We start from the raw sequence: 24,283 nt of genomic DNA, 5'->3' as shown, positions 1-24,283 counted from the left end.
TACCCGGCCCGCGGCAGGCCATACGCAACGTATACAATGCATATACGTTTCATATAGAGGTAGCCCATGGGCATCGTCAAGATTTCGGACCTGATGCACGAGAACCTTCGCGTGGCGGGCAACGCCCTCAGCAGGTCCATCAATTCGCAGGCAGAGCACTGGATGCGGGTTGGCATGCTGACCGAGATGCACCCGGAGCTGGACTACCGCGAAGTCTGCCAACTGCTGATCCAGGCCGAACTCTCGGGGGGCCTGGACATCACCGCGGCGGCCACCGCTCCCGCCGGCAAACCCCGCTCGTTCTCGAACGGAAAACATCAGTGACCCGCGGCGACGTTCCCATCAAGTCCGCGGAAGAACTCGCGATGTCGCGGCGGGCCGGCCAGCTCGCCGCCGAGGTTCTCGCCATGATCGAGCCCCACGTCGTGCCGGGGGTGAGCACCGAAGCGCTCGACCGGATCTGCCACGAGTACATCGTGAACGTGCAGGGCGCCATTCCGGCCAACGTGGGGTACGAGGGGTACCCGAAGACCATCCTCACCTCGGTCAACCAGGTGGTCTGCCACGGCATCCCCTCGGCCGACAAGATCCTGAAGAAGGGCGACATCATCAACATCGATGTTGCCGTCATCAAGGACGGCTGGTTCGGCGACACCAGCCGCATGTTCTTCGTGGGCGCCCCGAGCGTGCTGGCGCGGCGGCTGGTGGAAGCGACCTACGAAGCCATGCTCGCCGGTATCCGCGAGGTCAGGCCCGGCGCGAGGCTGGGCGATGTCGGCCATGCCATCCAGTCGGTCGCCCAGCGCGAGCACTTCAGCGTGGTGCGCGAATACTGCGGGCACGGCATCGGCCAGATCTACCACGACGAGCCGCAAGTGCTGCACTACGGACAGCGCGGGCAAGGCCTCACGCTGGAGCCGGGGATGGTCTTCACCATCGAGCCGATGCTCAACGCGGGCAAGCGCGACACCCGGCAAATGCCCGACGGCTGGACCGTCGTGACCAAGGACCGATCGCTCTCCGCCCAGTGGGAACACATGGTGGCCGTCACGCCCGAGGGATACGAAGTGCTCACGGCATGGCCGGGGGGCACGGGCGCCTACCCGCCGGTCTGAAGCGCCTACAACGCGAGCCACTCCCAACGCTTGTAGGCCCACTCGTATTTTCCGCACGCATAGGACACCAGCGTATCCACGGCCGCATCGGCGCTCAGGGGTTCGGCGCTGTGATAGTGCGCCCCCGTGGTCACCAGCTGGTGCTCCAGATGAAAGCCCTTGGCATCGGCGTACACCTGCATGTACGTTCCACCGCGCAGTTCGATGACGGCGAAGGCGGATGCCTCGTCCTTCAGCAATGGGACCCAGTGCCGGATGTTGGCTTCGGTCGCCGGCTCCGCCACACCGAAATCAGGACAGTCCAGCATCGGCGTCTGGTACTCCGCGCCGATGTCGAAAACCATGTGCTCCTGGGCGGCCGACGCGCCGTTCCTGAAGACGGCGATGAAGAAGCAATCGCGAATGTCCAGCGGCACATGCACCAGCAGCGCATCGTTCGCCTTGGCGCGACGGGCAAAGACCTGCGCGAGCTCGGGCGTCGCCCAGTCCTTGAGCCGCAGCGGCTCGCGAAGGCTGTGCGCCAACGCCACCGCACTGCGCTTGACTGCATCGCTTGCAGCGTGCTCCTCGGTGCCGCCCTGCAGCAGGTCGAGGTATTCGTGGAGCTGGATGAGCCTCGAAGGAAGAAGCTTGGGCTTGCGAGAAAAGAACATGGGATGTGGCTCTCTTGAAGCCACGATTCTGGCCGACCAAGGCGTAGAGCGAATTCGGCAGAGCCTTTCCGCAAGCGAATGGGCGCGCGCAGACAACGAGTGGCACGCAAAGAGGTCGTGACGACGGCCGAAGCACACGGCGCAGGCTCTCCAATGAAAACCTTGGAGCTACATCGCCTCCCTTTGCTCAAAAAAAATCCGTTGCATTTGCATACGCACTGGGCGGTCTTCACCCACAATGCCGCCGGTGCCGAGGTCTGCACATCGCAGCCCTCCCCCGCGACGACCAAGGAACTCCGCCCATGAAGTGCTCGCTGCGCCATTCCTTCTTTTCAACCGCCGCGGCCCTTGGGCTGGCGGTGGCCCTGGCCTCTTGCGGAGGTGGGGGCGGCGGAGGTGGGGGTGGCGGAGGCATCGGCATCATTCCCGTGACGCCGCCTCCCACGGCAGAGCAACTGCCGGCGCGCGAAGCCCTCATCGCCCGTGCGCGCGCACTCGAGATCGATACGCCCTACGTGCCGCCGCCCGGCAATCCGCTGGAGCACCACACCTCTGGTTATGCCAAGTCGATGTGCTCCGCCGTCTTCATCACCGGCATCGATCCCGAGGTGGCCGCCGAGACGCTCGGCTACTTCGTCGGCCCCTACGACCAGCGCAAGAACGTCGGCAAGCCCGTCGTCGACCGCGCGAAGAAAGAGGTTCGCATCTCCATTCCCAACGGCCCGACGCTGGTGGCGCGGTACTTCGGCTCACAGGGTTGCGTCACGCTGCCACCGGGCAGGGACGATGTCTTCTTCAAGCCGGTGCCGGTCAAGAGCGCGCTCCCCGACCCCTCGACGCTGCCCTGGCCGATGGGCGACGTGCTGCCGGGCGGACCACTGCCAGCCGAGGTCGATGCAGCCAAGGTGGCCCAGGCCATCGAGACCGCTTTCGTCGTGCCGGATGCGTACACGTCGGCCTTCGTGGTCACGCACAAGGGACGCATCATTGCCGAGCACTACATGAACGGCATCGGTCCGACCACGCCGCTCGAGTCGTGGTCGATGGGCAAGAGCGTCGTCGCCACGATGATGGGGGTTCTGATACGGCAAGGCGCCTACACGCTCGACCAGCCGGCGCCGATTCCCGAATGGCAGGGTGCGGGCGACGGGCGCAAGCAGATCCGCATCTCCGACATCCTGCGCATGTCCAGCGGACTGCGCATCAAGGCGCCGGACGATCCGGACTTCAACCCCAACGGCACCTACCCCGACCACGTCTACTACTACACCGGCCGCATCGACGCGTTCAACTACGCGGCGACCCGGCCGCAGCAGTGGCCCGCCGGCGCGGTCGGCCGCTATCGCAACACCGACCCGGTACTGGCCAACTACCTGGTGCGCCTTGCGGTCGAGAAGCGGGGAGAAGACTATTACTCGTTTCCGCAGCGCGAGATCTTCGACAAGATCGGCATCCGCTCGATGACGATCGAGACCGACCCCTACGGCAACTTTCTCACGCAAGGCTACGACTTCATGTCGGCACGCGACTGGGCGCGCCTGGGCAATCTCTACCTGCAGGACGGCGTGTGGAACGGCGAGCGCGTCCTTCCCGAAGGCTTCGTCAAGTTCGTGAGCAGCGTCGCACCGGCCTGGGCGGCCGACAAGCGCCCGATCTACGGCGGCTTCTTCTGGATCAATGGCACGGGCACCCTTGCGGCCCCCACGGCCGCCTACTACATGCTCGGCGCAGGCGGGCAGTACGTGGTGGTGATCCCGTCGCACGATCTCGTCGTCGTGCGGCTGGGCCACTCGAAGGGCGAACGGTACTCGACGCCCACCCTGAACGGCGCGCTCTCTCTGCTGACAGTGGCCGTTCCCAGCGTGCGTTGACACCGACACGGAGCGGGCCGCCGCAGCGAAAGGTGTCCTCTGGCTCAGCGACCTCGCCCTGCTGTTCGCGCGCCTTCGGCCCAAGGGCGCGCGACCGCCGCTAGCGTTTCAGCCAGCCCAGCCCCTTCGCATGCAGGCTCTGCACATAGAGCCGCTCACGCGTCTCGGTCACGGCGGTCGTCTCGGGGTAGGCGCCCGTCGCGTCCTGCAGGCTCGCGAGCACCTTGCCGTCTTCGCTGAACGCCACCACGTGGCCGTAGGCCTTGGGCACCGGCCACAGCGCGCGAGGCAGGCGCATCGTCAAGCTGCGCAGGAACGGCTTGCCGGCGAGCTTGTCGATGGTCGGGTTGCGCGGCTTCACCAGGCCCACCCAGATCTTGCCATCGAGCCCGCGCATGAGGTTGTCGGGGTAGCCGGGCAGGTTGTCGAGCAGCACCGCGGCCTGCGGACTGTTGCCGGCAGCCACGTCGAGATTGCTGGCGTCGATGCCGATCTTCCAGACCCGGTACTTGCCGGTCTCGGCGACGAAGAGGCTCTTCTCGTCGGCGCTCAATGCGATGCCGTTCGCGAACGCCAGGCCGCGCGCGACCACGCGCGTCGTCTTGGTGGCCGGGTCGTAGGCCAGCACGCGGCCCGTGGCGGATTGCTCGAGGATGTCGAGCACGCTCGCCTCGAAGGTGCCGCCCCATTCGGCCGGCGAGAACCGCGTCGATGCATCGGTGAAATACATCGTGCCGCTGCGCGCCACCACCACGCCGTCGGCATAGCGGATCGGCTGGCCGTCGACCTGGTTGGTGAGCACGGTGATCTGCTTCGAAGGGCTCACCGACAACAGCCCCTTGATGGCGTCGGCCGCGATGAGATTGCCGCTCGCATCGAAGTCGAAACCGAGCACGCGCCCACCCGTGTTGACGAACACTTCCTGCGCGGTGCCGTCGAGCTTCATGCGAAGGATGTTGCCGCTCAGCACCGTGGTGTAGAGCTTGCCGTCGGGGCCGATGGCGATGTGCTCGGGGCCCTCCTCGCGGCCAAGGTCGATCATGTTGAGCTGGGCCAGATGGTCATTCACCGCGAAGGCGCCGGTGTAGCCGGGGTCGGCGGGAGCGGACCACACGACGGGCTTGACGGGGACGGGCCAGAGGGCGAGGTAGGCGATGGCTGCGAGCAGCAGGAGGCCGAGCAGGGCGAGGGTTTTCTTCAGCATGTGTCTGTTCTTCTTCGCTCTTGGAAGGAGGTGCGATTCTGGCTGTTTTCGCGGGGCTCAAGTAAGCTCGCGCACACACGCCCGGAGGCGGAGGAGACCGAACATGATGCGACTGCTCGTGATTGCGCTTTTGGCTTTCGGCGCCTGGAAAGGCTATGAGCACTACCAGGCGAAAAAACTTTCGGCCGTGCAAGGCGAGCAGCCGGCGGCGCTCAATTTCTCCAGCAAGCCCAGCGCTGCGCCTTCAACGGCGAGTTTCTCTTGCGATGGGCGCAAGTACTGCTCCCAGATGACCTCGTGCGCGGAGGCCACCTACTTTCTGAAGAATTGCCCCGGCGTGAAGATGGATGGGAACAACGACGGTGTGCCTTGCGAGCAGCAATGGTGTCGTTGAATCGAACAGGCCCTACCGCTCCGCCAACTCGGCCAGATACTGCCGCAGCAACGCAACCCGCTGCGGCCTGAAGCTGGCCCCCGTGGCCTGCACCTCCTGAATGCGCTCGGCGCGGAACATCCGGAAATCCTCGCGCAGGCAGCACCACGAAAGCACCACGAGCATCTTGTCGAGATACACGATCGCGAGCGGCCAGATCTTTCTTTCGGTGGCTTCGCCCTTCCTGTCGGCGTAGCGGATCAGCAGGGCTTCTTCGCGCCAGCAACCCTCGCGGATGACGCGCATGTCGGGAATGTGGGGCAGTGGCGGATAGCGCTGCTCGCCGTCGTCGAAGCGATGCACCTTGGAGACGGCATGAAGGATGTGCTGCTGGCTCGTCGACGGCAGCGTCGCCGCCACCTTGGCCAGCACGCCGGCGGCCGCCTTGGCCAGTGCCGGGTCGCCCATGTGCCGCACCTCGGCCAGGCCCAGCGCGAGCGCCTCGATCTCGATGCGGCTGAAGGCCTGCGGCGGAAGCGTGCCGTCTTCGATGAGGCAATAGCCGTAGCCGCGCTCCCCGCCGATGTCGGCACCGGCCGTGCGCAGGCTCTCGATGTCGCGGTAGATCGAGCGTACCGACACGCCCGTCTCCGCTGCCAGCACGGCGGCGGTGACGGGCGCGGGCAGCGTGCGCAGCGCCTGGAGCAGGCGGAAAAGACGATCGGGGCGGGCCATGGATTGCGGAGTTGGCGTCGGGGCGGGCGGGGTCAGCAACTGCCAGGAATTGGCAGGTGTGCTGGCTAGAGTAACAGCAGCAATTTCGCTAACCGTCATCCAAGAGAAAGAGAAAGCCAGCCATGTCAGTCAAAGCAGTGACCCATATCAATCTTCAAGGCAACGCCCGAGAGGCACTTGCGTTTTATCAATCCGTCTTCGGTGGGCAGATGCAGGTCGTCACGTACAAGGACATGGGGCACGTGCAAGACCCGGCCGATGCCGACCGCGTGGTGTGGGGCCAGGTCGCGGCCGACAGCGGGTTCTGCGTGATGGCGTTCGACGTGCCGGTGGGCACGCCGTGGAACCAGGGCGACAAGGCGTTCTACGTTTCGGTGCGCGGCGAGACGGCGCAAGAGATCGCTTCGTTGTGGGAGAAGCTGGCCGAGGGCTCGACGGTGCTGCAGCCGATTGCCGCTTCGCAGTGGTCCGCGCTGTACGGGATGTTGAAGGACCGGTTCGGGGTGGTGTGGGTGCTGGACGTGGCCGCGCAGTACAACCCGGCCTGAGCGGATCTTTTTTTCCTTTTGATCCTTCGGCTTTAGAAGCCGAACACCAGCAGCAGGTTGTTCGCGGGCATCGCATGCCGCTCGCGCAACGCGAGGCCTGCGCGGCGCGCCTCCGCCGCCACGTCGTCCAGGCGGCGGATGCCCCAAGCGGCATTGCGGGCGCGCAGGTCTTCGTCGAACGCCGTGTTGCTTGTCGCGGTCGGCACATCGACTTCGAGGTAAGGCCCGTAGGTGATCAGCAACCCGCCAGAGCGCAGATGCCGCGCGGCGCCTTGCATCAGGGCGGCGCATGTGGGCCACGGCGCGATGTGCAGCATGTTGGCGCAGTAGATGGCGTCGAACTTTTGTTCTTCGCCCTCGCCTCCTTCTCTTCCTACATCTTCCTTAGCGAACGCGTGGCCCTGCGACGGCCATTGAGGCGACATCACGTCCAGGAGGAGCGGTGGGCGGAGATTGGGGAGTGCGGCTTCTGCGACTCGGGCTGCGAGGGCGGGGAGCGTGCGGGGGTCTGCGTCGGTGGGTTGCCAGGTCCATTGGGGCATGGAGGTGGCGAAGAAGGCGGCGTGCTGGCCGGTGCCGGAAGCGATTTCCAGGACGGTGCCTTGCCCGCCGATGATGCGGGTCAGTGCATCGAGGATCGGCTGTTTGTTGCGGTCGGCGGCTGGGCTGTAGGGAAGGTCGGGCATTTGAAGAGAAAGCATCTAGCTGGAGTACCCGCGCGATGGCGGCGGCGCACTTCTTTTTTCAATCGCCACGGTCACATGCGCGTGAATCTTACAAGGCACCGAAGCACGAGGCGCGTGGCTTTCGACCTGAAGTACAAGACGGTCTTGCGGGCTATTTACCGGCTACGCAAGAGGCCGCTTCAGGCCGGCTGCTGATTTTTGGTGCCATGTGGTGAATGGGTACTATCGGCCAGAACCGGTCAGTCCGATCCCCCCGCAAATTCAACACCGCAATGGAACATTCTGACGAAGTAGTCATAGCCGACTTGCAGCGTGGCGGCATAGCGTGGAGACGGTACTTCGTGCTGAACGGACTGCTACCGTGCTACGAGAACGAGGCCGGTCAACTCATGGCACACATCATTGAGGACGATTCCCTCGCTCGGGCCACAAAGGACTTTCTCGTCCGTCAAGGCCAAGTAAGAACCTTGCCCACTAAGTCGTAGAACGGCCACAACCGGTCGCTCGCCGTGTTGGCACATTGCCGCCCAGGAGCGGACATTTTTTGCAACATAGATAAAGGAACTCCCGATGGTGAAGGTCGAACTTGCGGTTTACTCTGACGCTTCGAATCAAGCTGTTGTTCAAACGCCAGGTCGTAGGTTTCCCGGCTCTGTAATTCAAGGAGATTCACTGTCAATTCTTTGTGCGGACGCTCGGCAACTTTCTCAGTGGATTGAGGCGAATAGCGATGCGAACGACGATGTGCGTTGGCTGGCCCAAGGGCTGCAAGAGGCGCTGCTCTCCCGCCTGCTTCACTATCAGTCAACACTGAAGGAAAGCGGAATTGATTTGCCGTATATGAGAATCGCTGCGCCTTCTGATCTAGTTGTCCTGGTCGAACAGGACGCTGCCAGCGATCAATGAAGCGGGCCGACGGTACGATGTTCGTGTACGGACAATTGCAAACCTCCGACTACCAACGCAATTGCTATGCCTCGACCACTTTCTGCAGCACGCGAGCGCGAGTTTCAAGAACTCTATGCTTTCGTCGACTTCTACTCCACGCAGGTCACAAAACCTGTCGCAAATTCACCGAAGATGGCGGACGTTTGCATCGACATCATCGAGAAGTATGGAAGGTCGAAAGCGCTTGAAGGCTTGCGCATGGCGACCAATGACATTCTCGAAGAACTAGGCCGCATTCCGTCAGAACAAGTCGAGTCTCTCGACGAAGCCTTTCGCAGGGTTGGGTTGGTCTCCTTGTCAGAGCTTCGGCGTAGGTACTCGTCTTCATTCAAACGAATCGTCAAAGTCCTAGCGGTTGAACGTCGGCAAAGGAGGACGTCCACCGTCTGCTTCGGGCCCAATGCGGTCCTCTGACATTGTCCAAACCTGCCTGTCATCGCGTCAAAGCTAATCGCCATCTCCTTCCACGCATTGTCTAGCCAGGCACGCTGAAAAAAATCCAGCCATGTCCGCCGCTTTAGTCCCACGCCCCCAGTGCACCGCGTGCCTGCGCCCGCTCAGCGCCTGCATTTGCCGCTGGATCGCGCCCACCGCCCACACGGTGGAGGTACTGGTGCTACAGCACCCGCTGGAGATACACCAGGCCAAAGGCAGTGCCCGCCTGCTGCACCTCAGCTTGGCGCACTGCCGCTTGGTGGTGGGTGAATCATTTGCGGTGCCGGTCTGGCCGGTGGACGGCAAGCACACGCTGCTGCTGTACCCGGACAGTCTGCAAGATACCGCCCCGGACCTGCGGGTCCCACCCCCGCCACCGCCCGAGTGGCCGCAGGCCCCATCGCGCCTGCGCCTGGTCGTGCTGGACGGCACCTGGCGCAAAAGCCGAAAGATGCTCTACCAAAGCCCGCCACTGCAACAGTTGCCCCGATTGGCCCTGCGCAACCTGCCGCCTTCTCACTACCGTGTCCGCAAAGCCCATGGGCCCGATCAACTGTCCACGCTGGAGGCGACCTGCTACGCGTTGGGCCAACTGGAAGGCGGTGCGGCGCGGTTCCAGCCCTTGTTGGATGCCTTCGACGGGTTTGTAGAGCACTTGGCGCAGGCTGGCGGACAGCGAAACGCGCAAACTGGCGAGCCCTGCCCTCGAGCAAGGTTGCGAGGTTCATTCAAGTGACCAGCTAAATGGCAGGTTTTGGCCGTCAGGCGACTTGGCATGAAGGCTGGAAATGCAGTCTCCATAAAACTCCTCCGTATCCCAGTCATCTTGCAACGCCTCGAGGTAGTGCCTCTGTAAACCTGCTCCGCTCGCCCGTCATTGCTGTCCACAGCCCGGTGGGATGACCGCTCGAACCCTTGTTGCACGTTCGGCCAGCGGAGCGCATGCATGCACAGCTCAACAAACTCCGTCGGGGAGTCCCCGCCCCTATGAAGGAAGGCTTCCTCGAAGTCCGCTCGACGGTCTGAGTTGGCCTTGATGATTTCAAGTGCGTCGCTTGTGAACGGGAGCACATCAGGCGCATTCCCGTTGCCTCGATTTCTGCGTTCGCCGCCTCCGCAGGTCGCGAACGTCATAGCGAGCCCCGTTCAAAATCCAAGGTGGGCGCCAAGCCGGAATGAACATTGGCGCCCCGAGCCCTTACCCGATCGGCCCCACCTCCTGATACAGCGCCCTCGCCTCCTGCGCGAGATCAGAAGCAAGCCATACCAGGTTCTCCCGATGCGCGGGCCCCACCTCTTCGAACCACCCATTGTCGGAGCCATAACAGCACCACAGCAGCGTGTGCAGTTGCTCCAGCTTGTTCTCAAGTAGATCCGATGCAGTTTGTGCGGATGTGTTGGGAGAGTCCTGCCCGGGGCCCCGGGACATAATTCGATCAGCCATGTGGTGTGCTTTCGTTAAAAGGTTGTGCACGTCATTTGGTTAGACGGTCACGGTGTTCGCGCACCGTGGCCGTCGCCTTTTGTGCCTCACGTTCGCATCGCTGCTCATCGCCGCGACAGCCCGCCGTGAAGCGAAGCGGTTCATCTGCTCATTGGTCTCTTTGGTCGATGGTGTTGATTTGTGCTGCCTTCGTCGCCCACGAGGTGGGCCGCCGGGTCACAAGGGCATTCACTGTAGAGAACCCCAGCCCCGCGCAGCAAAAAAATCTGCCGAGTAGTTCTCGAATTGGGCAGCTATTCACGGCGCAAAAGCGGCAATACACAAAGCCCTGACAGTGAGCTTCTGCAGTTCACTTTTCGCAGCATCGGCGGCAGCAAAAGACGGCGCGTCCGCCACAGGCAATCAGCCAGCCGCGATCGATCGACCAACCAACCAGCCAATCACCCCTGCCCGAACTCCCGCGCATGCTCCACCGCGTACTTGATGAGCTCCGCCTGCCCTTCGATGCCCAGCCGCCGCTTGATGCTCTGGCGGTGCGCCTCCACCGTGCGCACGCTCAGGCCCAGGTCGCGTGCAATCTGCTTGCTCGATTCGCCCCGGCCAAGCGCGGTGAGGATCTCGCTCTCGCGCGGCGTGAGCAGCGGGCGCGGCGCCTGGTTGCGAAAGAGCTTCTTCGAGACGGCCGGACTGAGGAACGTGCCGCCCGCCGACACCGCCTCGATGGCGGCCACGATCTCGGCCGCGGGCGCGTCCTTCAGCACGTAGCCGCGCGCGCCCACCTGCATGGCCTTCTGCACGTACTCGGGGTTGTCGTACATGCTGAGCATCACGATGTGCGGCGCGGGATGCGATGGCGCTTGGGGTTGATCGCGTTGCAGCACCAGCGCGGCAAGGTCGATGCCGTTCATGTCCTTCATGCCGACATCGACCAGCATGAGGTCGCACCGCAGCGTGTCCAGGAGCGCGAGCGCCTCGGCGCCGCTGCCGGCCTCGCCGACGATCTCCAGGTTGGGCATGGCGCCCAGGCGCGCGCGCAGGCCGTCGCGCACGAGCGGGTGGTCGTCCACGATGAAGAGGCGGATGGGCCCGGGTGGCTGCTGTGTGGGCGGCTGCGCTGGGGGTGGTGCTGCTGCTGTCGTCATTCGGATTCGGGCCTCGCGCTGCGGGCCGGCACCTCGGCCACGATGGATGTATGGCCGCGTCCCGAGCGCATCGCCAGGCGCCCGCCGATGGCCTCGATGCGCTCGCGCATGTTGCGCAGGCCAATGCCGTGGCGCGGGTCGAGCTGCATCGCCTCGACGTCGAAGCCCACGCCGTCGTCGCTCACCTCCAGGCGCACGGCGTCGTCGGTAAAGCCCAGCGAGATGTGCACGCGGTGCGCCTCGGCGTGCTTGCGCACGTTGGTGAGCGCCTCTTGCGTCACGCGAAAGAGCGCGGTCTTGGCCTCTTGCGACAGCTCGAAGGGCTCGCCCTCGACCATGATGGAAGCATCGATGCTGCCCTCTTCGCCGAACTCCTCGCCCAGGCGCTCCAGCGCGGCAGGGAGGCCGAGCGTGTCGAGCAGCGCGGGGCGCAGGCGGTGCGAGATGCGGCGCACTTCGGTGAGCGAATCATTCAGGCGCTGCAGCGCCTTGCCGAGCGCGGGCGGCGCGGCGTGGTGGTCGCGGCCGAGCGCATCGACGGCCGATTCGATCAGGAGCTTGGCCGACACCAGCGTCTGGCTGGTGCCGTCGTGCAGCTCGCGCGCGAGGTGGCCGCGCTCTTCTTCCTGCGACTGCACCACGCGGCGCGCCAGGAGCCGCAGCTTGGCTTCGGCCACGCGGTGTTCGCTCAGGTTCAGGAAGAGGCCCGCCGCGCTCACCACGCCCAGGCACAGCGCCGCGATGCCGGCAATCCACAGCAGCGTGGCGGTGACGTTGGCGTTCATCTGCTTGTCGAGCGCGTCCATGGTCGATTCGATGTCGTCCAGGTACAGGCCGGTGCCGACCATCCAGTTCCAGCGCGGCAGCGCCGTGACGTAGCCGAGCTTGGGCGCCATCTGCGCGCTGGAGGGCTTGCGCCATTCGTATTCGACGTAGGCGCCGCCGTTGTCCTTCGCGCCCTTGATGAGGTCCTGGATGGTGAAGCGCCCCTTCGAATCGCGCATGCCCCAGAGGTTCTGGCCGACCAGCTCGGGCTGGCGCGAATGCATGAGGGAGTTGCCTTCCAGGTCGTACACGAAGAAGTAGCCGTCGTCGCCGTAGTCGAGCGCGGCCAGGCGGCGCAGCGCCTCGTTGCGGGTGGCGTCGTCGTCCAGGCCCGAGTCGTACAGCGGGCGCAGGTTGCTCACGGCCAGCTCGACGTAGCTGCGCAGTTCGCTACGGCGCTGGGCCATGTAGCTGCGCTCGATGAGCGCGCGCTCGCGCTGCGCGAGGTCGTGCTCCTGGTGACGCACCGCGAGGGCCACGAGCACCAGTGCGACGAGCAGCGGGGCCACGGCCAGCGCGACGATCTTGGTGCGGAGGTTCATCGGGGGCGAAGCCTACCACCGGGGCCCGGCCGCGGGCGCTCCGGCTCAGCGTTCGAGGTGGGCCCGCGGCAGCACGCCACGCTCGCGCAGGGCTTCGAGCAGCGCCTCCTGGTCGGCACCGCCTTCGAGCAACAGGTCCAGGTTTTTCCCCGCCTTCGGCCGTATGGCCAGGAAGTCGAATTCGTAGCCGAGGCCACTGGCATGGCGATGGCTGGCGCGGGCGTCCCGCAGGTCGGAATGCCATGCGCCGTCGATGCTGCGCAGCCGCGTGCCGTCGAGTTCGAAGGCGCGCACCCGCGATTGCGACAGGATGCCGATCTGCGCAAAGGGAAAGGCCCAGACCAGCCACGCGATCATCGGCATCAGCACGCAGAGCGCCACCACGGTCTTCAGGAAGCCGACGTCGGGGGCGTACACGACCAACGCCACGCCCGCAGCGGCGGCGAGCGCATACCCCGCCACGATCCACGCGACAAAGCATCGCCAGCAGAAAACGATGGCGCGGCTTTGCAGGATGCCCGCAGGCATCGACCCCGCATCGCTCTTCAGCGCGAGGTAATGGTTGATGACCGGCGCCAGTTCATCGACGGGCGCCGTGAGCATCAGCTTGGCGAAGGGGCGGGTGTGAACGACCAGGTAGTTGTCGCTGTCGGGAATGCCTTCGATGGCCAGCACGTCGATCCAGCCCACATGGCCGAGCCCTTGCACCGACAGGCCGTTCTCGCCGATGTCGACCTGGGCGCTCCCGCTGAACGCCTTCGGCCGGCGCTTGACCGAGGCGAGCCAGCGCTCTTCGACCCAGATCCATGCAGCGGCAACGACGAGCAGGCCGACCATCCACACGGCAATGAGCACCAGCAGCGCGACGGTGCTCAGCACGGCGCGCCAACCGGTGGCGTCTTCGTCGAAGAGCCATGCGGTTCCCATCACCATGAGGAAGGAGTAGGCCGTGCAGAGCACCACGATCGCCCCGATGCCGCGGGCGTCCATCTGGGTGACGGGGATCGTTCGCGAGAAGACCGGTGAAGTCATGGCGTGCCGGCAGCAGCTACGCTTATCCGCCGACCACGGCGGGCAGGGGCCGGCGACGGAATTCGGTGAGGTACAGCAGCAACGCCAGCGACACGAACCCGCCGCCCAGCAGGCACAGCCCGGTCCAGCCATGGAACGCATACACCGCCGCCGCAATGCCCGAAGCGACGGCCGCGCAGATGAAGATGAACGTCATGAACAGGCCGTTGAGCCGGCCGCGCAGCTCGGGCGCGAGCATGAAGAGGCTGCGGAAATTCAGCACCTGGCACAGCTGCACCGCCCCATCGAGCAGGATGCCCGCCGCGACCAGCCCGGCCAGCGAATGGAAGTGCATCGACACGGCGCCGAGCACGAACGAGAGCAGCGCGACGACGATGGCCGCGCCCGTCGCGGGCCGCGTCAGCCCGCGGTCGGCCAGGCGGCCGGCCACTGGCGCGAGCAAGGCGCCCGCCGCACCCGCGAGTGCGAAGAGGCCGATGCCGCGTTGCCCCATGCCGAACTCGTGCACCAGCGCCAGCGGCACGGCGGTCCAGAAGGCCTGGAAAGCCGCGAACATCATTCCCTGGTACCAGCCGCGCCGGCGCAGGAGCGGCGTGTTCCACACGATGCCGGGCAGCGACGCCATGGTTCGCGCATAGCCGACCGACGCGTGCGGCCTGCGCTCGGGCAGCACGCGCCACAGCACGGCGATGAGCGTGGCCATCAGCACGGCCGAGATCCAGAAGAGCGCGCGCCAGCCGAGGCTCGCGGCCACCATGCTGGCGAAGGGGCGCGACAGCATGATCCCGCCCAGGAGGCCCGCCATGATGTTGCCGACCACCTTGCCACGCGTGGCCTCGGGCGCCAGGTGCGAGGCAAAGGGCAGCAGCACCTGCGCCGCGACCGCGCAGGCACCGACCACGAACGAAGCCGCCAGGAAAGTGGCGGCCGAGTTCGAGAGCGCGATGCCCACGAGCCCGGCGACCGCGCCGAACAGCGCGCCGATGACCAGCCGGCGGTTCTCGACGACGTCGGCCAGCGGCACCAGCAGCAGCAGGCCCGCGCCGTAGCCGAGCTGGGTCAACGTCATGATCAGGCCGGCCAGGCCGGCGTGAAGATCGAGCGCGTCGGAGATCGGGCCGATCAGCGGTTGGGCGTAGTAGATGTTGGCCACGCACAGGCCGCAGGCCACGGCGAAGACGAAGGTGAGCGCCGGGGTCAGCGTGGGGGCGGAGCCGGCGCCGCCATGGCTGGCACGGTGGGCCTTGTCGGCCCGGGCGATGGTCGCCGCGGTGGGGGTGGGAGCGTCGGGGAGTGGCACTGGAGGCCTCGGTAACTGGGCGAGCGGAGAGAACGGAAAGAGGGGGGTGCCAAGGGTTAACCCGGGCCCGGGGCACCTTAGCACGCGAGTTCGATTCCTGCAGGCGCAGGCTCAAACGTCGTGGGCCGTCAGTGAAGGCTGGTGGGCCGGCCCGCGGCCACCCAGGCGTCGAGCCCGCCGGTGAGCGGCAAGGCGCGCCGCGCCCCGCGCGCCAGCAGCACGCGCGCGGCCTGCGCGGCCGACACCTCGTTAGGGCAGTTGCAGTACAGCACCACGTCGCGGTTCGGATCGATCGCGAGGTCCAGGTGCCGGTGCTGCAGCGCCTTGAGCGTGTAGGGCAGCGCACCCGGAATGCGGCGCGGATCGACCTGCACGCCGGCCTTGCCGCGCACGTCGATGATGAGCGGAGGCGCGTCGCCGCTCAGCATGTCGTGCAGCTCGTCCACCGAGATGCGCGGCATGCCGGTCAGGCGCATGAACGCGCGGCGGCGCCAGTAGCGCACGGCCAGGATCACCAGCAGCAGCACCGCGACCGCGGCGGTGGCGATGCCGCCGGCCTGGGCCAGCACGGCGAGCACTTCCTGGATCTGGTCGCGGAAGACCCAGCCGAGGCCGAGGAACAGGCCCGTCCAGATGAGTGCGGCGCCCACGTCGAAGCCGATGAAGCGGCGCACCGACATGCCCAGCGCGCCGGCCATCGGCGGTGCCACCACCGACACGCCCGGCACGAACTTGGCCGCCACGAGCGACATGCCGCCCCAGTCGGTGATGAGCGATTCGCCGCGCCGCACGCACGAGTCGGGCGACAGCGTGATGCGGCACAGGAGGCGCATGAAGCGGTAGCCGAAACGGCGGCCCGCGTAGAACCATGCGCCGTCGCCCAGCAGGTTGGCGACGACCGCGGCGAGCACCACGCCGACGACCGACACATCGCCCGCCGCCAGCAGCGCGCCCGTGACCACCAGCACCGCGGCGGCCGGCACCGGCAGGCCCAGGCGTGCGGCAAAGCTGGCGACGAACACCACCAGGATCGCGTTCTGCACCAGCAGCGACATCAGCTGTGCCATGCCAGCCTTTCGGTCGATGCGCGAAGCAATTGCGGGGTGGGAGCGGGGTTCATGCGAACCCCGATTGTCCGGCATGGCCCAAGAACGTATCGCCCGACGGGCATTCCCGGGATACCGCGGAACCGGCCCTGCCGGGCCGCTGGTATCGACCCCGGTGAGGGGGTTGGCGGCCACGCGAAGAGGGCAAGCCTGGGGGAGTCAGCGTGCAACGCTGAAAGCGAAGGTGTTCACCCCGCCTTCGCTCGAAGCGCTGACCTGCCCGCCATGCATGCTGGCCACAGCCTTCACGATGGCCAGGCCCAGGCCGTGGCCGTGGTGCTCGCCGCTGTCGTTGCGCGAAGCGTCCACGCGGTAGAAGCGATCGAACAGGTGCTGCAGGTGCAGCTCGCCGATGGCCGCGCCGGGGTTCGACACGGCGATCCATGTCGCCTCGGGTTCCTCCCGCAGCGTGACGGTGATCTGCGCGCCCGGCTGCGAGTGCTCGATGGCGTTCTGCAGCAGGTTCGACATGGCGCGGCGGAACAGCGCGCTCTCCAGCCGCGCCTCGGCCTGCACGTCGCCCGCGATGCCGACCTGCGAGCCGCTCTCGTCGAGCACGAACTCGAAGAAGTCGATGGTCTTGCGCACCTCCTCTGCCACGGGCGTGAGCACGAGGCCGGTGGCCACCTCGCCGCGGTCGGCCCGCGCGAGAAAGAGCATGTCGTTGACGATGGAGCGCAGCCGCTCCAGGTCTTCGAGGTTGGCCTGCAGCACCTCCTCGAAATCGCCCGCGCTGCGCTGGCGCGAGAGCGCGACCTGCGTGCTGCCGATGAGGTTGGCCAGCGGCGTGCGCAGCTCGTGCGCCACGTCGGCGTTGAAGGCCTCCAGCTGGCCGTACGCCTCTTCGAGCCGGGCGAGCGCGCCGTTGAAGGCCTCGGCGAGCGCCGAGAGTTCGACCGGCAGCGCCGTGGTCTGCAGGCGCTGCGACAGCGTCTTGGGCCGAAGCGCCTGCGCCTCGCCCGACAGGCGCTCCAGCGGCCGCAGCCCGAGGCGCGCGATCCAGTAGCCCGCGAGCGCCACCACCAGCACGCCGCCCAGCCCGAGCGCGAGCAGCGCGGTCAGGAAGGTCTCGCGGGTGCGCTCGTAGGGCTCCGAGTTGCGCCCCACGATGAGCCGCACCGCCGGCCGGCTCTCGAACGGCGGTATGTGGACCGACAGCGTGCGGAACGGCCGCTCCTGCCCCGGCAAGACGATGTCGGTGCTGCGGCCGTTGGCCTCGCGGGTGAGGCCGTCGATTTCGGCGAGGCCCTTGCCGTACTGGAAGCGCGGGTCGTCGCTCAGCACCCAGAAGCGCACGCTGCCGTCCTCGGGCGTGAGCGCGTCCATGCGGGCCTGCACGCGCGACCAGCGCTCGGGCGTGCCGATGGCCTGGATCCAGAACTGCAGGCTCTTGACGGTGGTGTCGAGCTCCTCGTACTGGTGGCGCTCCAGCTCGCGCGCGAGCACGCCGTGCAGCGCGGCGCCGATGAGCGCGAAGGTGGCGAGCGCCGCCACCGCGAACATCGCCACCAGCCGCGCGGCGATGGAGCCCTTGGCGAGCTTCACGGGGCGCCGCCCTCCCCTTGCGCTTCGCTCTCGCCGCCTGCCGGGGCGTCTCGCAGTTCCATCACGTAGCCCATGCCGCGGATGGTGTGCAGCACCTTGGGGCTGAAGGGCGCATCGATCTTGTCGCGCAGCCGCTTGATGGCCACCTCGACCACGTTGGTGTTGCTGTCGAAGTTCATGTCCCACACCAGCTCGGCGATGGCGGTCTTGGAAAGGATTTCGCCCTGGCGGCGCGCCAGCACCGCGAGCAGCGCGAACTCCTTGGCTGTGAGGTCGATGCGCGTCGTGCCTCGAAACGCCTTGCGCGCGAGCAGGTCGATCTGCAGGTTGGCGATGCGCATTTGCACGGGCTCCTGCTTGCGCCCGCGGCGGTTGAGCGCCTGCAGGCGGGCGAGCAGTTCGAGGAACGAGAAGGGCTTGATGAGGTAGTCGTCCGCGCCTTCGTGCAGGCCCTTGATGCGGTCTTCGACGCGGTCGCGCGCGGTGAGCATGATGACCGGCGTTTCCTTGACGGCGCGCAGCGCCCGCAGCACCGCGAAGCCGTCCTGCCCCGGCAGCATGACGTCCAGCACGATCACGTCGTATTCGTGCGTGAGCGCCAGGTGCTGGCCGTCGATGCCGTTGTGCGCCATGTCGACGGTGCAGCCCTGCTCGGTCAGCCCCTTGGAGAGGTAGTCCGCGGTTCTCAGCTCGTCTTCGACAATCAGGATCTTCATGTGCTTGTCTCGCTCCATGTGGCGGGCACTCAGCCGTGCGCTTCGGCCACCGGCGGGGTCTCTTGCCCCTTGGCTTCCGCCTTGCGGGCCTTGCGCGCTTCCTTGCGGCGCAGGTACCAGTAGTGGGCGCGGTCCAGGTACAGGTAGACCACCGGCGTGGTGAACAGCGTGAGTGCCTGCGAGAGTATCAGCCCGCCGACCATCGCGTAGCCCAGCGGCCGGCGCAGCTCCGAGCCCGAGCCGTGGCCCAGCATCAGCGGCAGGCCCGAGAGCAGCGCGCACATCGTCGTCATCATGATCGGGCGGAAGCGCAACAGGCACGCCTGGTAGATCGCCTCCTGCGGCGCCATGCCCTGCTCGCGCTCGGCCTTGAGCGCGAAGTCGATCATCATGATCCCGTTCTTCTTCACGATGCCGATGAGCAGGATGATGCCGATGAGCGCGATCACGCTGAGGTCGTAGCCCCCCGCCATGAGGATCAGCAGCGCCCCCACCCCGGCCGAGGGCAGCGTCGAGAGAATCGTGAGCGGGTGGATGTAGCTCTCGTACAGGAGGCCCAGCACGATGTACACCGCCACCAGCGCCGCGGCAATGAGGTAGGGCTGCGACGAGAGCGAGTCCTGGAAGGCCTGCGCCGTGCCCTGGAACGAACCGCTGAGCGATTGCGGCAGGCCCATGTCGGCCTGCGCCTTGTTGATGGCATTCACCGCATCGCCCAGCGCATGGCCCGGCGCAAGGTTGAACGAGATCGTCACCGCCGGGAACTGGCCCTGGTGGCTGATCGAGAGGTACGCGGTCCTGCTGGTGTCCACCTTCACGAAGGTCGACAGCGGCACCTGCTGGCCGGTGAGCGGCGAGGTGAGGTAGAGCTTGCTGAAGAGTGCCGGGTCCTGCTGCAGCGCGGGCGTGACCTCCAGCACCACGTGGTAGCTGTTGAGCTGGGTGAAGTACTGCGCCACCTGCCGCTGGCCGATCGCGTCGTAGAGCGTCGCGTCGATGGTCGCGGGCGAAATGCCGAAGCTCGATGCCCGGTCGCGGTCGATCGTGAGCACGGCCGATGCGGCGGCGTTCTGCTGGTCCGAGGCGAGGTCGGTGATCTCGGGCAGCTCCCTGAACCGCGCGAGCAGCTTGGGCGCCCAGGTGTTGAGTTCGTCCAGGTTGGCGTCGGTCACCGTGTACTGGTATTGCGTGCGCGACGACCGGCCGCCCACGCGGATGTCCTGCCCGGCCTGCAGGAACAGGTTCACTCCCTGCACCTTGGCCAGCTGCGGGCGCAGCCGCGTGATGATCTCGTCGGCGGTCGCGCTGCGGCCCTCGTCCTTGGGTTTCAGGCTGATGAAGAAGTTGCCGGTGTTGTAGGTCGACGAACTTCCGTTCATGCCGAAGCCGGTCACGTCGGGGTCCTTGCGCACCACGTTGGCCAGCTCGAGCATGCGGGCGTTCATCGAGGCGAACGAGGCGTCCTGCGCCGACTCGGCAAAGCCCGAGATGAAGCCCGTGTCCTGCTGCGGGAAGAAGCCCTTGGGAATGACCATGAACAGGAAGCCCGTGGCCGCCACCGTGGCGATGAAGACCATCAGCGTGATGAACTGGTGATCGAGCACCACGTGCAGCCCGCGCTTGTAGCCATTGAGCATGGCGTCGAAGCCGCGCTCGAACAGCTGGTAGAGCCGGCCGTGCTGGCGGGCGTGCTCGTTCTTCAAGAAGCGCGAGCACAGCATCGGCGTGAGCGTGAGCGAGATGACCACCGACACCACGATGGTGAGCGTGACCGTCACCGCGAACTCGCGGAACAGCCGCCCCACGATGCCGCCCATGAGCAGCAGCGGAATGAACACCGCGATGAGCGACACCGAGATCGAGATGATCGTGAAGCCGATTTCGCCCGCGCCCTTGTACGCGGCCTCCAGCGGCGACATGCCCTCTTCCACGTAGCGGTAGATGTTCTCCAGCATCACGATGGCGTCGTCCACCACGAAGCCGACCGCGATGGTGAGCGCCATGAGCGAGAGGTTGTCCAGGCTGTACCCCAGCAGGTACATCACCGCCACCGTGCCCAGGAGCGCGAGCGGCACCGTCACGCTCGGAATCAGCGTGGCCGGCACGTTGCGCAGGAACACGAAGATCACGGCCACCACCAGCGCGATGGTCAGGAGCAGCGTGAACTCCACGTCCTTCACCGAGGCGCGGATGGTCTGGGTGCGGTCGATGATCGCGTTGACCTCGACCGTCGGCGGAATCGACGCCTTCAGGCGCGGCATCGCGGCGTTGATGCGGTCCACCGTCTCGATCACGTTGGCGCCGGGCTGCTTGGTGATGGCCAGCACGATGGAGCGGCCGTTCTGCACGGTGCTGCCCTCGGGCGCCGCGGCGCCGGCATAGGCCCAGCCGGCAATCTTCGCGTTCTCGGGGCCGTCGACCGCCACGCCGATGTCGCGCACGCGGATCGGCGCGCCGTTGCGGTAGGCCAGCAGCACGTCGTTCCAAGGCTGGGCCTTGAGCAGCTGGTCGTTGGTGTAGACGGTGAAGCTCTGGTTCGGCCCGTCGATCGTGCCCTTGGGCGCGTTCACCGTGGCCGACGCGAGCACGGTGCGCACGTCCTCCAGGCTGAGGCCCAGCCCGGCCATCTTGGTCGGGTCGAGCTGCACGCGCACCGCGGGCTTCTGCGCACCGCCGATGTTCACCAGGCCCACGCCCGCGATCTGCGAGATCTGCTGCGCGAGGATGTTGTCGGCGTAGTCGTTCACCTCGGTGAGCGGCAGCGTCTTCGATTGCACCGAGAGGATCAGGATCGGCGAGTCGGCCGGGTTCACCTTGCGGAACGTCGGCGGGCTCGGCAGGTTGGCCGGCAGCTGGCCGGTGGAGGCGTTGATGGCCGCCTGCACGTCGAGCGCGGCGGCATCGATGCTGCGGTCCAGGTCGAACTGCAGCGTGATCTGCGTGGAGCCCAGGCCGCTGGTCGAGGTCATCTGCGACAGGCCGGCAATGAGCGAGAACTGCCGCTCCAGCGGCTGCGCCACGTTGGACGCCATGGTCTCCGGGCTCGCGCCCGGCAGGTTGGCCGAGACCTGGATCGTCGGAAAGTCGACCTGCGGCAGCGGCGCCACCGGCAGCAGCGGAAATACCGCCGCACCGACCAGCAGGATGGCGAGCGCCAGCAGCGTGGTGCCGATCGGGCGCTTGATGAAGGCGGCGGAAATGCTCAATTGCCGCTCCCGCTGGGGGTCGTGCCGCTGGTGGTGGAGGCGGCGGCCGCCTTCCTGGCGGGCGGCGGCTCCACGATGCTGGAGCCGGGCTTGAGCTTGTACTGCCCATCGACCACCACGCGCTGGCCGGCTGCGAGGCCCTTGTCGATCACGGCCACGCCGTCGGCGATCTGCAGCACATGCACCGGCACGTTGCTGACCTTGTTCTCTGCATCGACCACCCAGATGTAGGTGCTGTCCTGGCCGCGCTGCACGGCGGCGGCGGGCACGGTGAGCGAATCGGGCCGGCGGTCCAGGTCCAGCCGCACGTTGACGTACTGGCCGGGCCACAGCGTGTGCTGCGGGTTGGCGAAGCTGCCCTTGAGCTGCACCGTGCCGTTGGTGGTGTCGATCTGGTTGTTCAGCAGGATGAGCTTGCCGGCGCCCAGCATCTGGTTGCCGGCGCGGTCGTAGGCCACCACCGCGAGCGGCTGGTTGCTCTGCTGCTGCACGCGGTTGATGTCCTGTACCGCCTCTTCGGGCAGCGTGAACTGCACCGCGATCGGGTCGATCTGGTTGATGACGACCAGGCCGGTGGCGTCGGCCGCATGCACGATGTTGCCCGGGTCCACCAGCCGCGCGCCGACGCGGCCGTTCATCGGCGAGACGATGCGGGTGAAGCTCAGTTGCACCTCGGCGTACTGCACCTGCGCGGCGTCGGTCTGCACGGTGGCGGCGAGCTGGTTGACGAGGGCCTTCTGCGTATCGACCTGCTGCTGCGTGGCGGCGTCCTGCGCGATCAACGTGGTGTAGCGCTTCAGGTCCGCGCGCGCGTTGGCCAGTTGCGCCTCGTCCTTCGCCTTGGTCGCCTGCGCCTGCGCGAGCTGCGCCTGCAGCGTGCGCGGGTCCAGCTGCGCGAGCAGTTGGCCGGCCTTCACGTCCTGCCCTTCGGTGAAGCCGACCTTGTCGAGCTGCCCGTCGATGCGCGCCTTGACGGTGACCGTGGCCATCGAGGCGACGGTGCCGATGCCCGAGCGGTAGACCTGCACGTTCTGCGGCGTGACGCGCGCGGTCGTCACCTGCACGGGAGGTGTTTTCGGTGCCTCGGGCTTGGCGCCGAAGGCGTTGTTGTGGTTGAGCGCCCAGGCGCCGCCGCCCAGCACGATCACGAGCGTGGCGGCCGCGACCCAGGTCGAGCGGCGCTGAAGAGGAGCTTGGGTTGTGGTCGTCGTCATGGCATCAATTTCCGGAAGTCGTTTCAGCAGCGGCAGCACTCCAGCCGCCGCCGGTGGCCGCGATCAGCGAGACGCTGGCCGCAAGCTGGCGGCCGAGCACCTGCGCGGCGGTGCGCTGGTTGGTGAGCGAAAGCTGCTGCGCCGTGACCACGCTCAGGTACGTGGCGGTGCCGGCGCGGTATTGGCTCAGCGCCAGGCGCTCTGCGAGTTGCGAGGCCTGCACGGCCTGCGCCTGCAGCGTGGATTCGCGGTCGAGCACGCGCAGCGCCGCGAGGTTGTCCTCGACCTGCTGGAAGCCGCCGAGCACGGTCTGCTTGTATTGAGCGACCGAGGCGTCGTAGGCAGCCACGGCCTGGTCGGTGTGGGCCTTGCGCAGGCCCCCGTCGAACACCGTCTGCGCGAGCGCGGCGCCGAGCGACCACACGCGGCTCGGCGTGTTGAAGAGCGAGGCGAGATTGCCGGCGCTGAAGCCGCCGCTGGCGCTCAGCACGATCTGCGGGTAATACGCGGCCTTGGCCACGCCGATGTTGGCGTTGGCCGCCTGCACGCGGCGCTCGGCGCCCGCGATGTCGGGGCGGCGCTCGAGCAGTTCCGAAGGCAGGCCCGCGGGCGTGACCGGGAGCTGCACGCGCAGCGCGGCGGTGGACGAGAGCGAGGCGGGTGTCGCCTGTGCGGACGAAGCGAGCGGCGCGAGCGTGAACGATGCGGGCGCCTGCCCCGTCAGCACCGCGACGGCATGTTCGAGCTGGCTGCGCTGCGCTTCGAGATCGACGGCCTGCGCTTCGGCGGTCTTGAGCTGGCTCTCCGCGAGCGCCACGTCGGAGCGCAGCACCGTGCCTGCGGCGTACTGGTGCTGCGTGAGTTCGAGCGCCCGGGCGTAGGCCGCGGTGGTGCTGGCATACAGGTCGCGCTGCAGGTCGATGACGCGGATCTGCAGGTAGTCCTGCGCGAGCGTGGTCTGGATGCTCAGGCGCGCGCCGGCCAGGTCGTCGGCACTGGCCTGTGCGTCGGCATTGCCGGCCTCGACCGAGCGGCGCACGGCGCCCCAGAGGTCGGGCTCCCAGCTGGCCGCGAGGCCCAGCGTGTCGGTGCTGGCGCGCTTGATGGCGCCGGTGCTGTTGGTCTGGGCGCGGGTGGCGCCTGCGTCGAGGCCCACGGTCGGAAAGAAGCCCGCATGCGCCGCGGCTGCTATCGCCTGCGCCTCGCGGTACTGGGCTTCGGCGACGCGGATGTTCTGGTTGGCGGCGTTGGCCTGCACGACCAGCGCGTTCAGCGTGGTGTCGCCGTAGGCCTCCCACCAGGGGTGGCCGGCGTCGATCAGCTGCGGCGTGGCGGTCTTCCAAGGGCCGGCTTCCTTGTAGGCGACCGGCAGGTCCATGGAAGGCCGCACGTAGTCGGGGCCGACGGCGCAACCGGCGAGCAGCAGTGCGGCGAGGGCAACGGCTGTCGGTGCAAGCGCCCTGCGCGATGGGGAGTGGACAAGGGAGAGAACCATGGTGGGTTCACTCTAAGAACCCGGTTCCAACCCTTCGCTGTCGGTTAACTGACAGTTCTGACAGTTTCGGTTTCGCTCCCTCCCCTTCCGGGGGAGGGCTGGGGTGGGGGCTCGCGGCCTGTCAAACATCAGCAGCGGCTGTTCAAAG

At 66.8% G+C, this 24,283-nt stretch carries 22 protein-coding genes; 7 read left to right on the top strand and 15 right to left on the bottom strand.

Annotation, left to right across the window (positions count from 1 at the left end; all coding sequences use genetic code 11):
* Positions 1-66: 66 nt before the first annotated feature.
* Together RT97_RS06520 and map are read left to right on the top strand one after the other, a co-directional pair.
* Complete coding sequence (locus RT97_RS06520) at positions 67-324, top strand: ParD-like family protein (protein ID WP_042577980.1); 258 nt, start codon at positions 67-69, stop codon at positions 322-324.
* Entirely contained in the window at positions 321-1,115 is a 795-nt protein-coding gene (gene map, locus RT97_RS06515) for a type I methionyl aminopeptidase (RefSeq protein WP_080898209.1), read from the top strand. The genes RT97_RS06520 and map overlap by 4 nt, the downstream gene beginning before the upstream one ends.
* Before the next feature lie 5 nt (positions 1,116-1,120).
* Here map and RT97_RS06510 read toward each other — a convergent pair whose 3' ends face one another.
* The gene (locus tag RT97_RS06510) at positions 1,121-1,768 is read right to left on the bottom strand and encodes a hypothetical protein (protein ID WP_042577979.1); all 648 of its coding nucleotides are present in this window, start codon (positions 1,766-1,768) and stop codon (positions 1,121-1,123) included.
* A 428-nt stretch (positions 1,769-2,196) separates the two neighbouring features.
* Between RT97_RS06510 and RT97_RS06505 the strand changes: the two genes are divergently transcribed.
* Positions 2,197-3,639 carry a serine hydrolase domain-containing protein gene (locus tag RT97_RS06505; protein WP_301280750.1) on the top strand — a complete coding sequence of 481 codons (1,443 nt, stop codon included), beginning with the start codon at positions 2,197-2,199 and terminating at the stop codon, positions 3,637-3,639.
* Between the two features lie 100 nt (positions 3,640-3,739).
* Here RT97_RS06505 and RT97_RS06500 read toward each other — a convergent pair whose 3' ends face one another.
* Positions 3,740-4,843, bottom strand: a complete 1,104-nt coding sequence (locus RT97_RS06500) for an SMP-30/gluconolactonase/LRE family protein (RefSeq protein WP_042577977.1) — start codon at positions 4,841-4,843, stop codon at positions 3,740-3,742.
* 103 nt (positions 4,844-4,946) lie between these two features.
* Between RT97_RS06500 and RT97_RS06495 the strand changes: the two genes are divergently transcribed.
* Positions 4,947-5,237: an excalibur calcium-binding domain-containing protein gene (locus tag RT97_RS06495; protein ID WP_042577976.1), complete on the top strand. Its 291-nt coding sequence runs from the start codon at positions 4,947-4,949 to the stop codon at positions 5,235-5,237.
* A gap of 12 nt (positions 5,238-5,249) precedes the next feature.
* Here the strand turns inward: RT97_RS06495 and RT97_RS06490 are convergent, their stop codons facing one another.
* The gene (locus RT97_RS06490; protein ID WP_042577975.1) at positions 5,250-5,951 is read right to left on the bottom strand and encodes a helix-turn-helix transcriptional regulator; all 702 of its coding nucleotides are present in this window, start codon (positions 5,949-5,951) and stop codon (positions 5,250-5,252) included.
* 122 nt (positions 5,952-6,073) lie between these two features.
* On the opposite strand from RT97_RS06490, the gene RT97_RS06485 reads away from it, so the two are divergent.
* On the top strand, positions 6,074-6,499 hold the full coding sequence (locus RT97_RS06485; protein ID WP_042577974.1) for a VOC family protein: 426 nt from the start codon (positions 6,074-6,076) through the stop codon (positions 6,497-6,499).
* Between the two features lie 32 nt (positions 6,500-6,531).
* Here the strand turns inward: RT97_RS06485 and RT97_RS06480 are convergent, their stop codons facing one another.
* Positions 6,532-7,185: a DUF938 domain-containing protein gene (locus RT97_RS06480; RefSeq protein ID WP_042577973.1), complete on the bottom strand. Its 654-nt coding sequence runs from the start codon at positions 7,183-7,185 to the stop codon at positions 6,532-6,534.
* A 570-nt stretch (positions 7,186-7,755) separates the two neighbouring features.
* Between RT97_RS06480 and RT97_RS33075 the strand changes: the two genes are divergently transcribed.
* Both RT97_RS33075 and RT97_RS06470 read left to right on the top strand, forming a co-directional pair.
* The gene (locus RT97_RS33075) at positions 7,756-8,091 is read left to right on the top strand and encodes a DUF6959 family protein (RefSeq protein WP_155403755.1); all 336 of its coding nucleotides are present in this window, start codon (positions 7,756-7,758) and stop codon (positions 8,089-8,091) included.
* Positions 8,092-8,638: 547 nt separating this feature from the next.
* Positions 8,639-9,304 carry a tRNA-uridine aminocarboxypropyltransferase gene (locus RT97_RS06470; RefSeq protein ID WP_042577971.1) on the top strand — a complete coding sequence of 222 codons (666 nt, stop codon included), beginning with the start codon at positions 8,639-8,641 and terminating at the stop codon, positions 9,302-9,304.
* Between the two features lie 462 nt (positions 9,305-9,766).
* On the opposite strand, the gene RT97_RS06465 is transcribed toward RT97_RS06470, so the two are convergent.
* The 11 genes from RT97_RS06465 to RT97_RS06415 all read right to left on the bottom strand — a co-directional run bounded on the left by RT97_RS06465 (position 9,767) and on the right by RT97_RS06415 (position 24,135).
* On the bottom strand, positions 9,767-10,012 hold the full coding sequence (locus RT97_RS06465) for a hypothetical protein (protein ID WP_042577970.1): 246 nt from the start codon (positions 10,010-10,012) through the stop codon (positions 9,767-9,769).
* 440 nt (positions 10,013-10,452) lie between these two features.
* Entirely contained in the window at positions 10,453-11,154 is a 702-nt protein-coding gene (locus tag RT97_RS06460) for a response regulator transcription factor (RefSeq protein ID WP_042577969.1), read from the bottom strand.
* A complete protein-coding gene (locus RT97_RS06455) occupies positions 11,151-12,521 on the bottom strand; it encodes a cache domain-containing protein (protein WP_042577968.1) in 1,371 nt (456 codons plus the stop codon). The genes RT97_RS06460 and RT97_RS06455 overlap by 4 nt, the downstream gene beginning before the upstream one ends.
* A gap of 45 nt (positions 12,522-12,566) precedes the next feature.
* Complete coding sequence (locus RT97_RS06450; RefSeq protein ID WP_042577967.1) at positions 12,567-13,553, bottom strand: hypothetical protein; 987 nt, start codon at positions 13,551-13,553, stop codon at positions 12,567-12,569.
* Between the two features lie 22 nt (positions 13,554-13,575).
* Positions 13,576-14,853: an MFS transporter gene (locus RT97_RS06445; RefSeq protein ID WP_367379257.1), complete on the bottom strand. Its 1,278-nt coding sequence runs from the start codon at positions 14,851-14,853 to the stop codon at positions 13,576-13,578.
* Between the two features lie 128 nt (positions 14,854-14,981).
* Entirely contained in the window at positions 14,982-15,920 is a 939-nt protein-coding gene (locus RT97_RS06440; RefSeq protein ID WP_042577966.1) for a VTT domain-containing protein, read from the bottom strand.
* A gap of 198 nt (positions 15,921-16,118) precedes the next feature.
* Entirely contained in the window at positions 16,119-17,504 is a 1,386-nt protein-coding gene (locus RT97_RS06435; protein WP_080898208.1) for a heavy metal sensor histidine kinase, read from the bottom strand.
* The gene (locus RT97_RS06430; RefSeq protein WP_042577965.1) at positions 17,501-18,220 is read right to left on the bottom strand and encodes a heavy metal response regulator transcription factor; all 720 of its coding nucleotides are present in this window, start codon (positions 18,218-18,220) and stop codon (positions 17,501-17,503) included. Before RT97_RS06430 ends, RT97_RS06435 begins: the two co-directional genes overlap by 4 nt.
* A gap of 29 nt (positions 18,221-18,249) precedes the next feature.
* On the bottom strand, positions 18,250-21,426 hold the full coding sequence (locus RT97_RS06425) for a multidrug efflux RND transporter permease subunit (protein ID WP_042577964.1): 3,177 nt from the start codon (positions 21,424-21,426) through the stop codon (positions 18,250-18,252).
* Positions 21,423-22,640: an efflux RND transporter periplasmic adaptor subunit gene (locus RT97_RS06420; RefSeq protein WP_042577963.1), complete on the bottom strand. Its 1,218-nt coding sequence runs from the start codon at positions 22,638-22,640 to the stop codon at positions 21,423-21,425. The genes RT97_RS06425 and RT97_RS06420 overlap by 4 nt, the downstream gene beginning before the upstream one ends.
* A 4-nt stretch (positions 22,641-22,644) precedes the next feature.
* Positions 22,645-24,135, bottom strand: coding sequence for an efflux transporter outer membrane subunit (locus RT97_RS06415; protein WP_042577962.1), 1,491 nt, complete (start codon positions 24,133-24,135; stop codon positions 22,645-22,647).
* Positions 24,136-24,283 lie beyond the last annotated feature (148 nt).

This window comes from Variovorax paradoxus (assembly GCF_000834655.1).
GTDB classification, from domain to species: Bacteria; Pseudomonadota; Gammaproteobacteria; order Burkholderiales; family Burkholderiaceae_C; genus Variovorax; species Variovorax paradoxus_F.
Note: the sequence above shows the minus strand (reverse complement) of the source record. Positions and strands in the feature narration are given on the sequence as shown.

Bases quoted from the DNA above. Each gene is read 5' to 3' on its own strand.
- RT97_RS06460 (WP_042577969.1), bottom strand. From the start codon at position 11,154: ATGACGACAGCAGCAGCACCACCCCCAGCGCAGCCGCCCACACAGCAG.
- RT97_RS06470 (WP_042577971.1), top strand. From the start codon at position 8,639: ATGTCCGCCGCTTTAGTCCCACGCCCCCAGTGCACCGCGTGCCTGCGC.
- RT97_RS06510 (WP_042577979.1), bottom strand. From the start codon at position 1,768: ATGTTCTTTTCTCGCAAGCCCAAGCTTCTTCCTTCGAGGCTCATCCAG.
- RT97_RS06495 (WP_042577976.1), top strand. From the start codon at position 4,947: ATGATGCGACTGCTCGTGATTGCGCTTTTGGCTTTCGGCGCCTGGAAA.
- RT97_RS06465 (WP_042577970.1), bottom strand. From the start codon at position 10,012: ATGGCTGATCGAATTATGTCCCGGGGCCCCGGGCAGGACTCTCCCAAC.
- RT97_RS33075 (WP_155403755.1), top strand. From the start codon at position 7,756: ATGGTGAAGGTCGAACTTGCGGTTTACTCTGACGCTTCGAATCAAGCT.
- RT97_RS06480 (WP_042577973.1), bottom strand. From the start codon at position 7,185: ATGCCCGACCTTCCCTACAGCCCAGCCGCCGACCGCAACAAACAGCCG.
- RT97_RS06450 (WP_042577967.1), bottom strand. From the start codon at position 13,553: ATGACTTCACCGGTCTTCTCGCGAACGATCCCCGTCACCCAGATGGAC.
- RT97_RS06455 (WP_042577968.1), bottom strand. From the start codon at position 12,521: ATGAACCTCCGCACCAAGATCGTCGCGCTGGCCGTGGCCCCGCTGCTC.
- RT97_RS06415 (WP_042577962.1), bottom strand. From the start codon at position 24,135: ATGGTTCTCTCCCTTGTCCACTCCCCATCGCGCAGGGCGCTTGCACCG.
- RT97_RS06440 (WP_042577966.1), bottom strand. From the start codon at position 15,920: ATGGCACAGCTGATGTCGCTGCTGGTGCAGAACGCGATCCTGGTGGTG.
- RT97_RS06485 (WP_042577974.1), top strand. From the start codon at position 6,074: ATGTCAGTCAAAGCAGTGACCCATATCAATCTTCAAGGCAACGCCCGA.
- RT97_RS06500 (WP_042577977.1), bottom strand. From the start codon at position 4,843: ATGCTGAAGAAAACCCTCGCCCTGCTCGGCCTCCTGCTGCTCGCAGCC.
- RT97_RS06420 (WP_042577963.1), bottom strand. From the start codon at position 22,640: ATGACGACGACCACAACCCAAGCTCCTCTTCAGCGCCGCTCGACCTGG.
- RT97_RS06520 (WP_042577980.1), top strand. From the start codon at position 67: ATGGGCATCGTCAAGATTTCGGACCTGATGCACGAGAACCTTCGCGTG.
- RT97_RS06430 (WP_042577965.1), bottom strand. From the start codon at position 18,220: ATGAAGATCCTGATTGTCGAAGACGAGCTGAGAACCGCGGACTACCTC.
- RT97_RS06490 (WP_042577975.1), bottom strand. From the start codon at position 5,951: ATGGCCCGCCCCGATCGTCTTTTCCGCCTGCTCCAGGCGCTGCGCACG.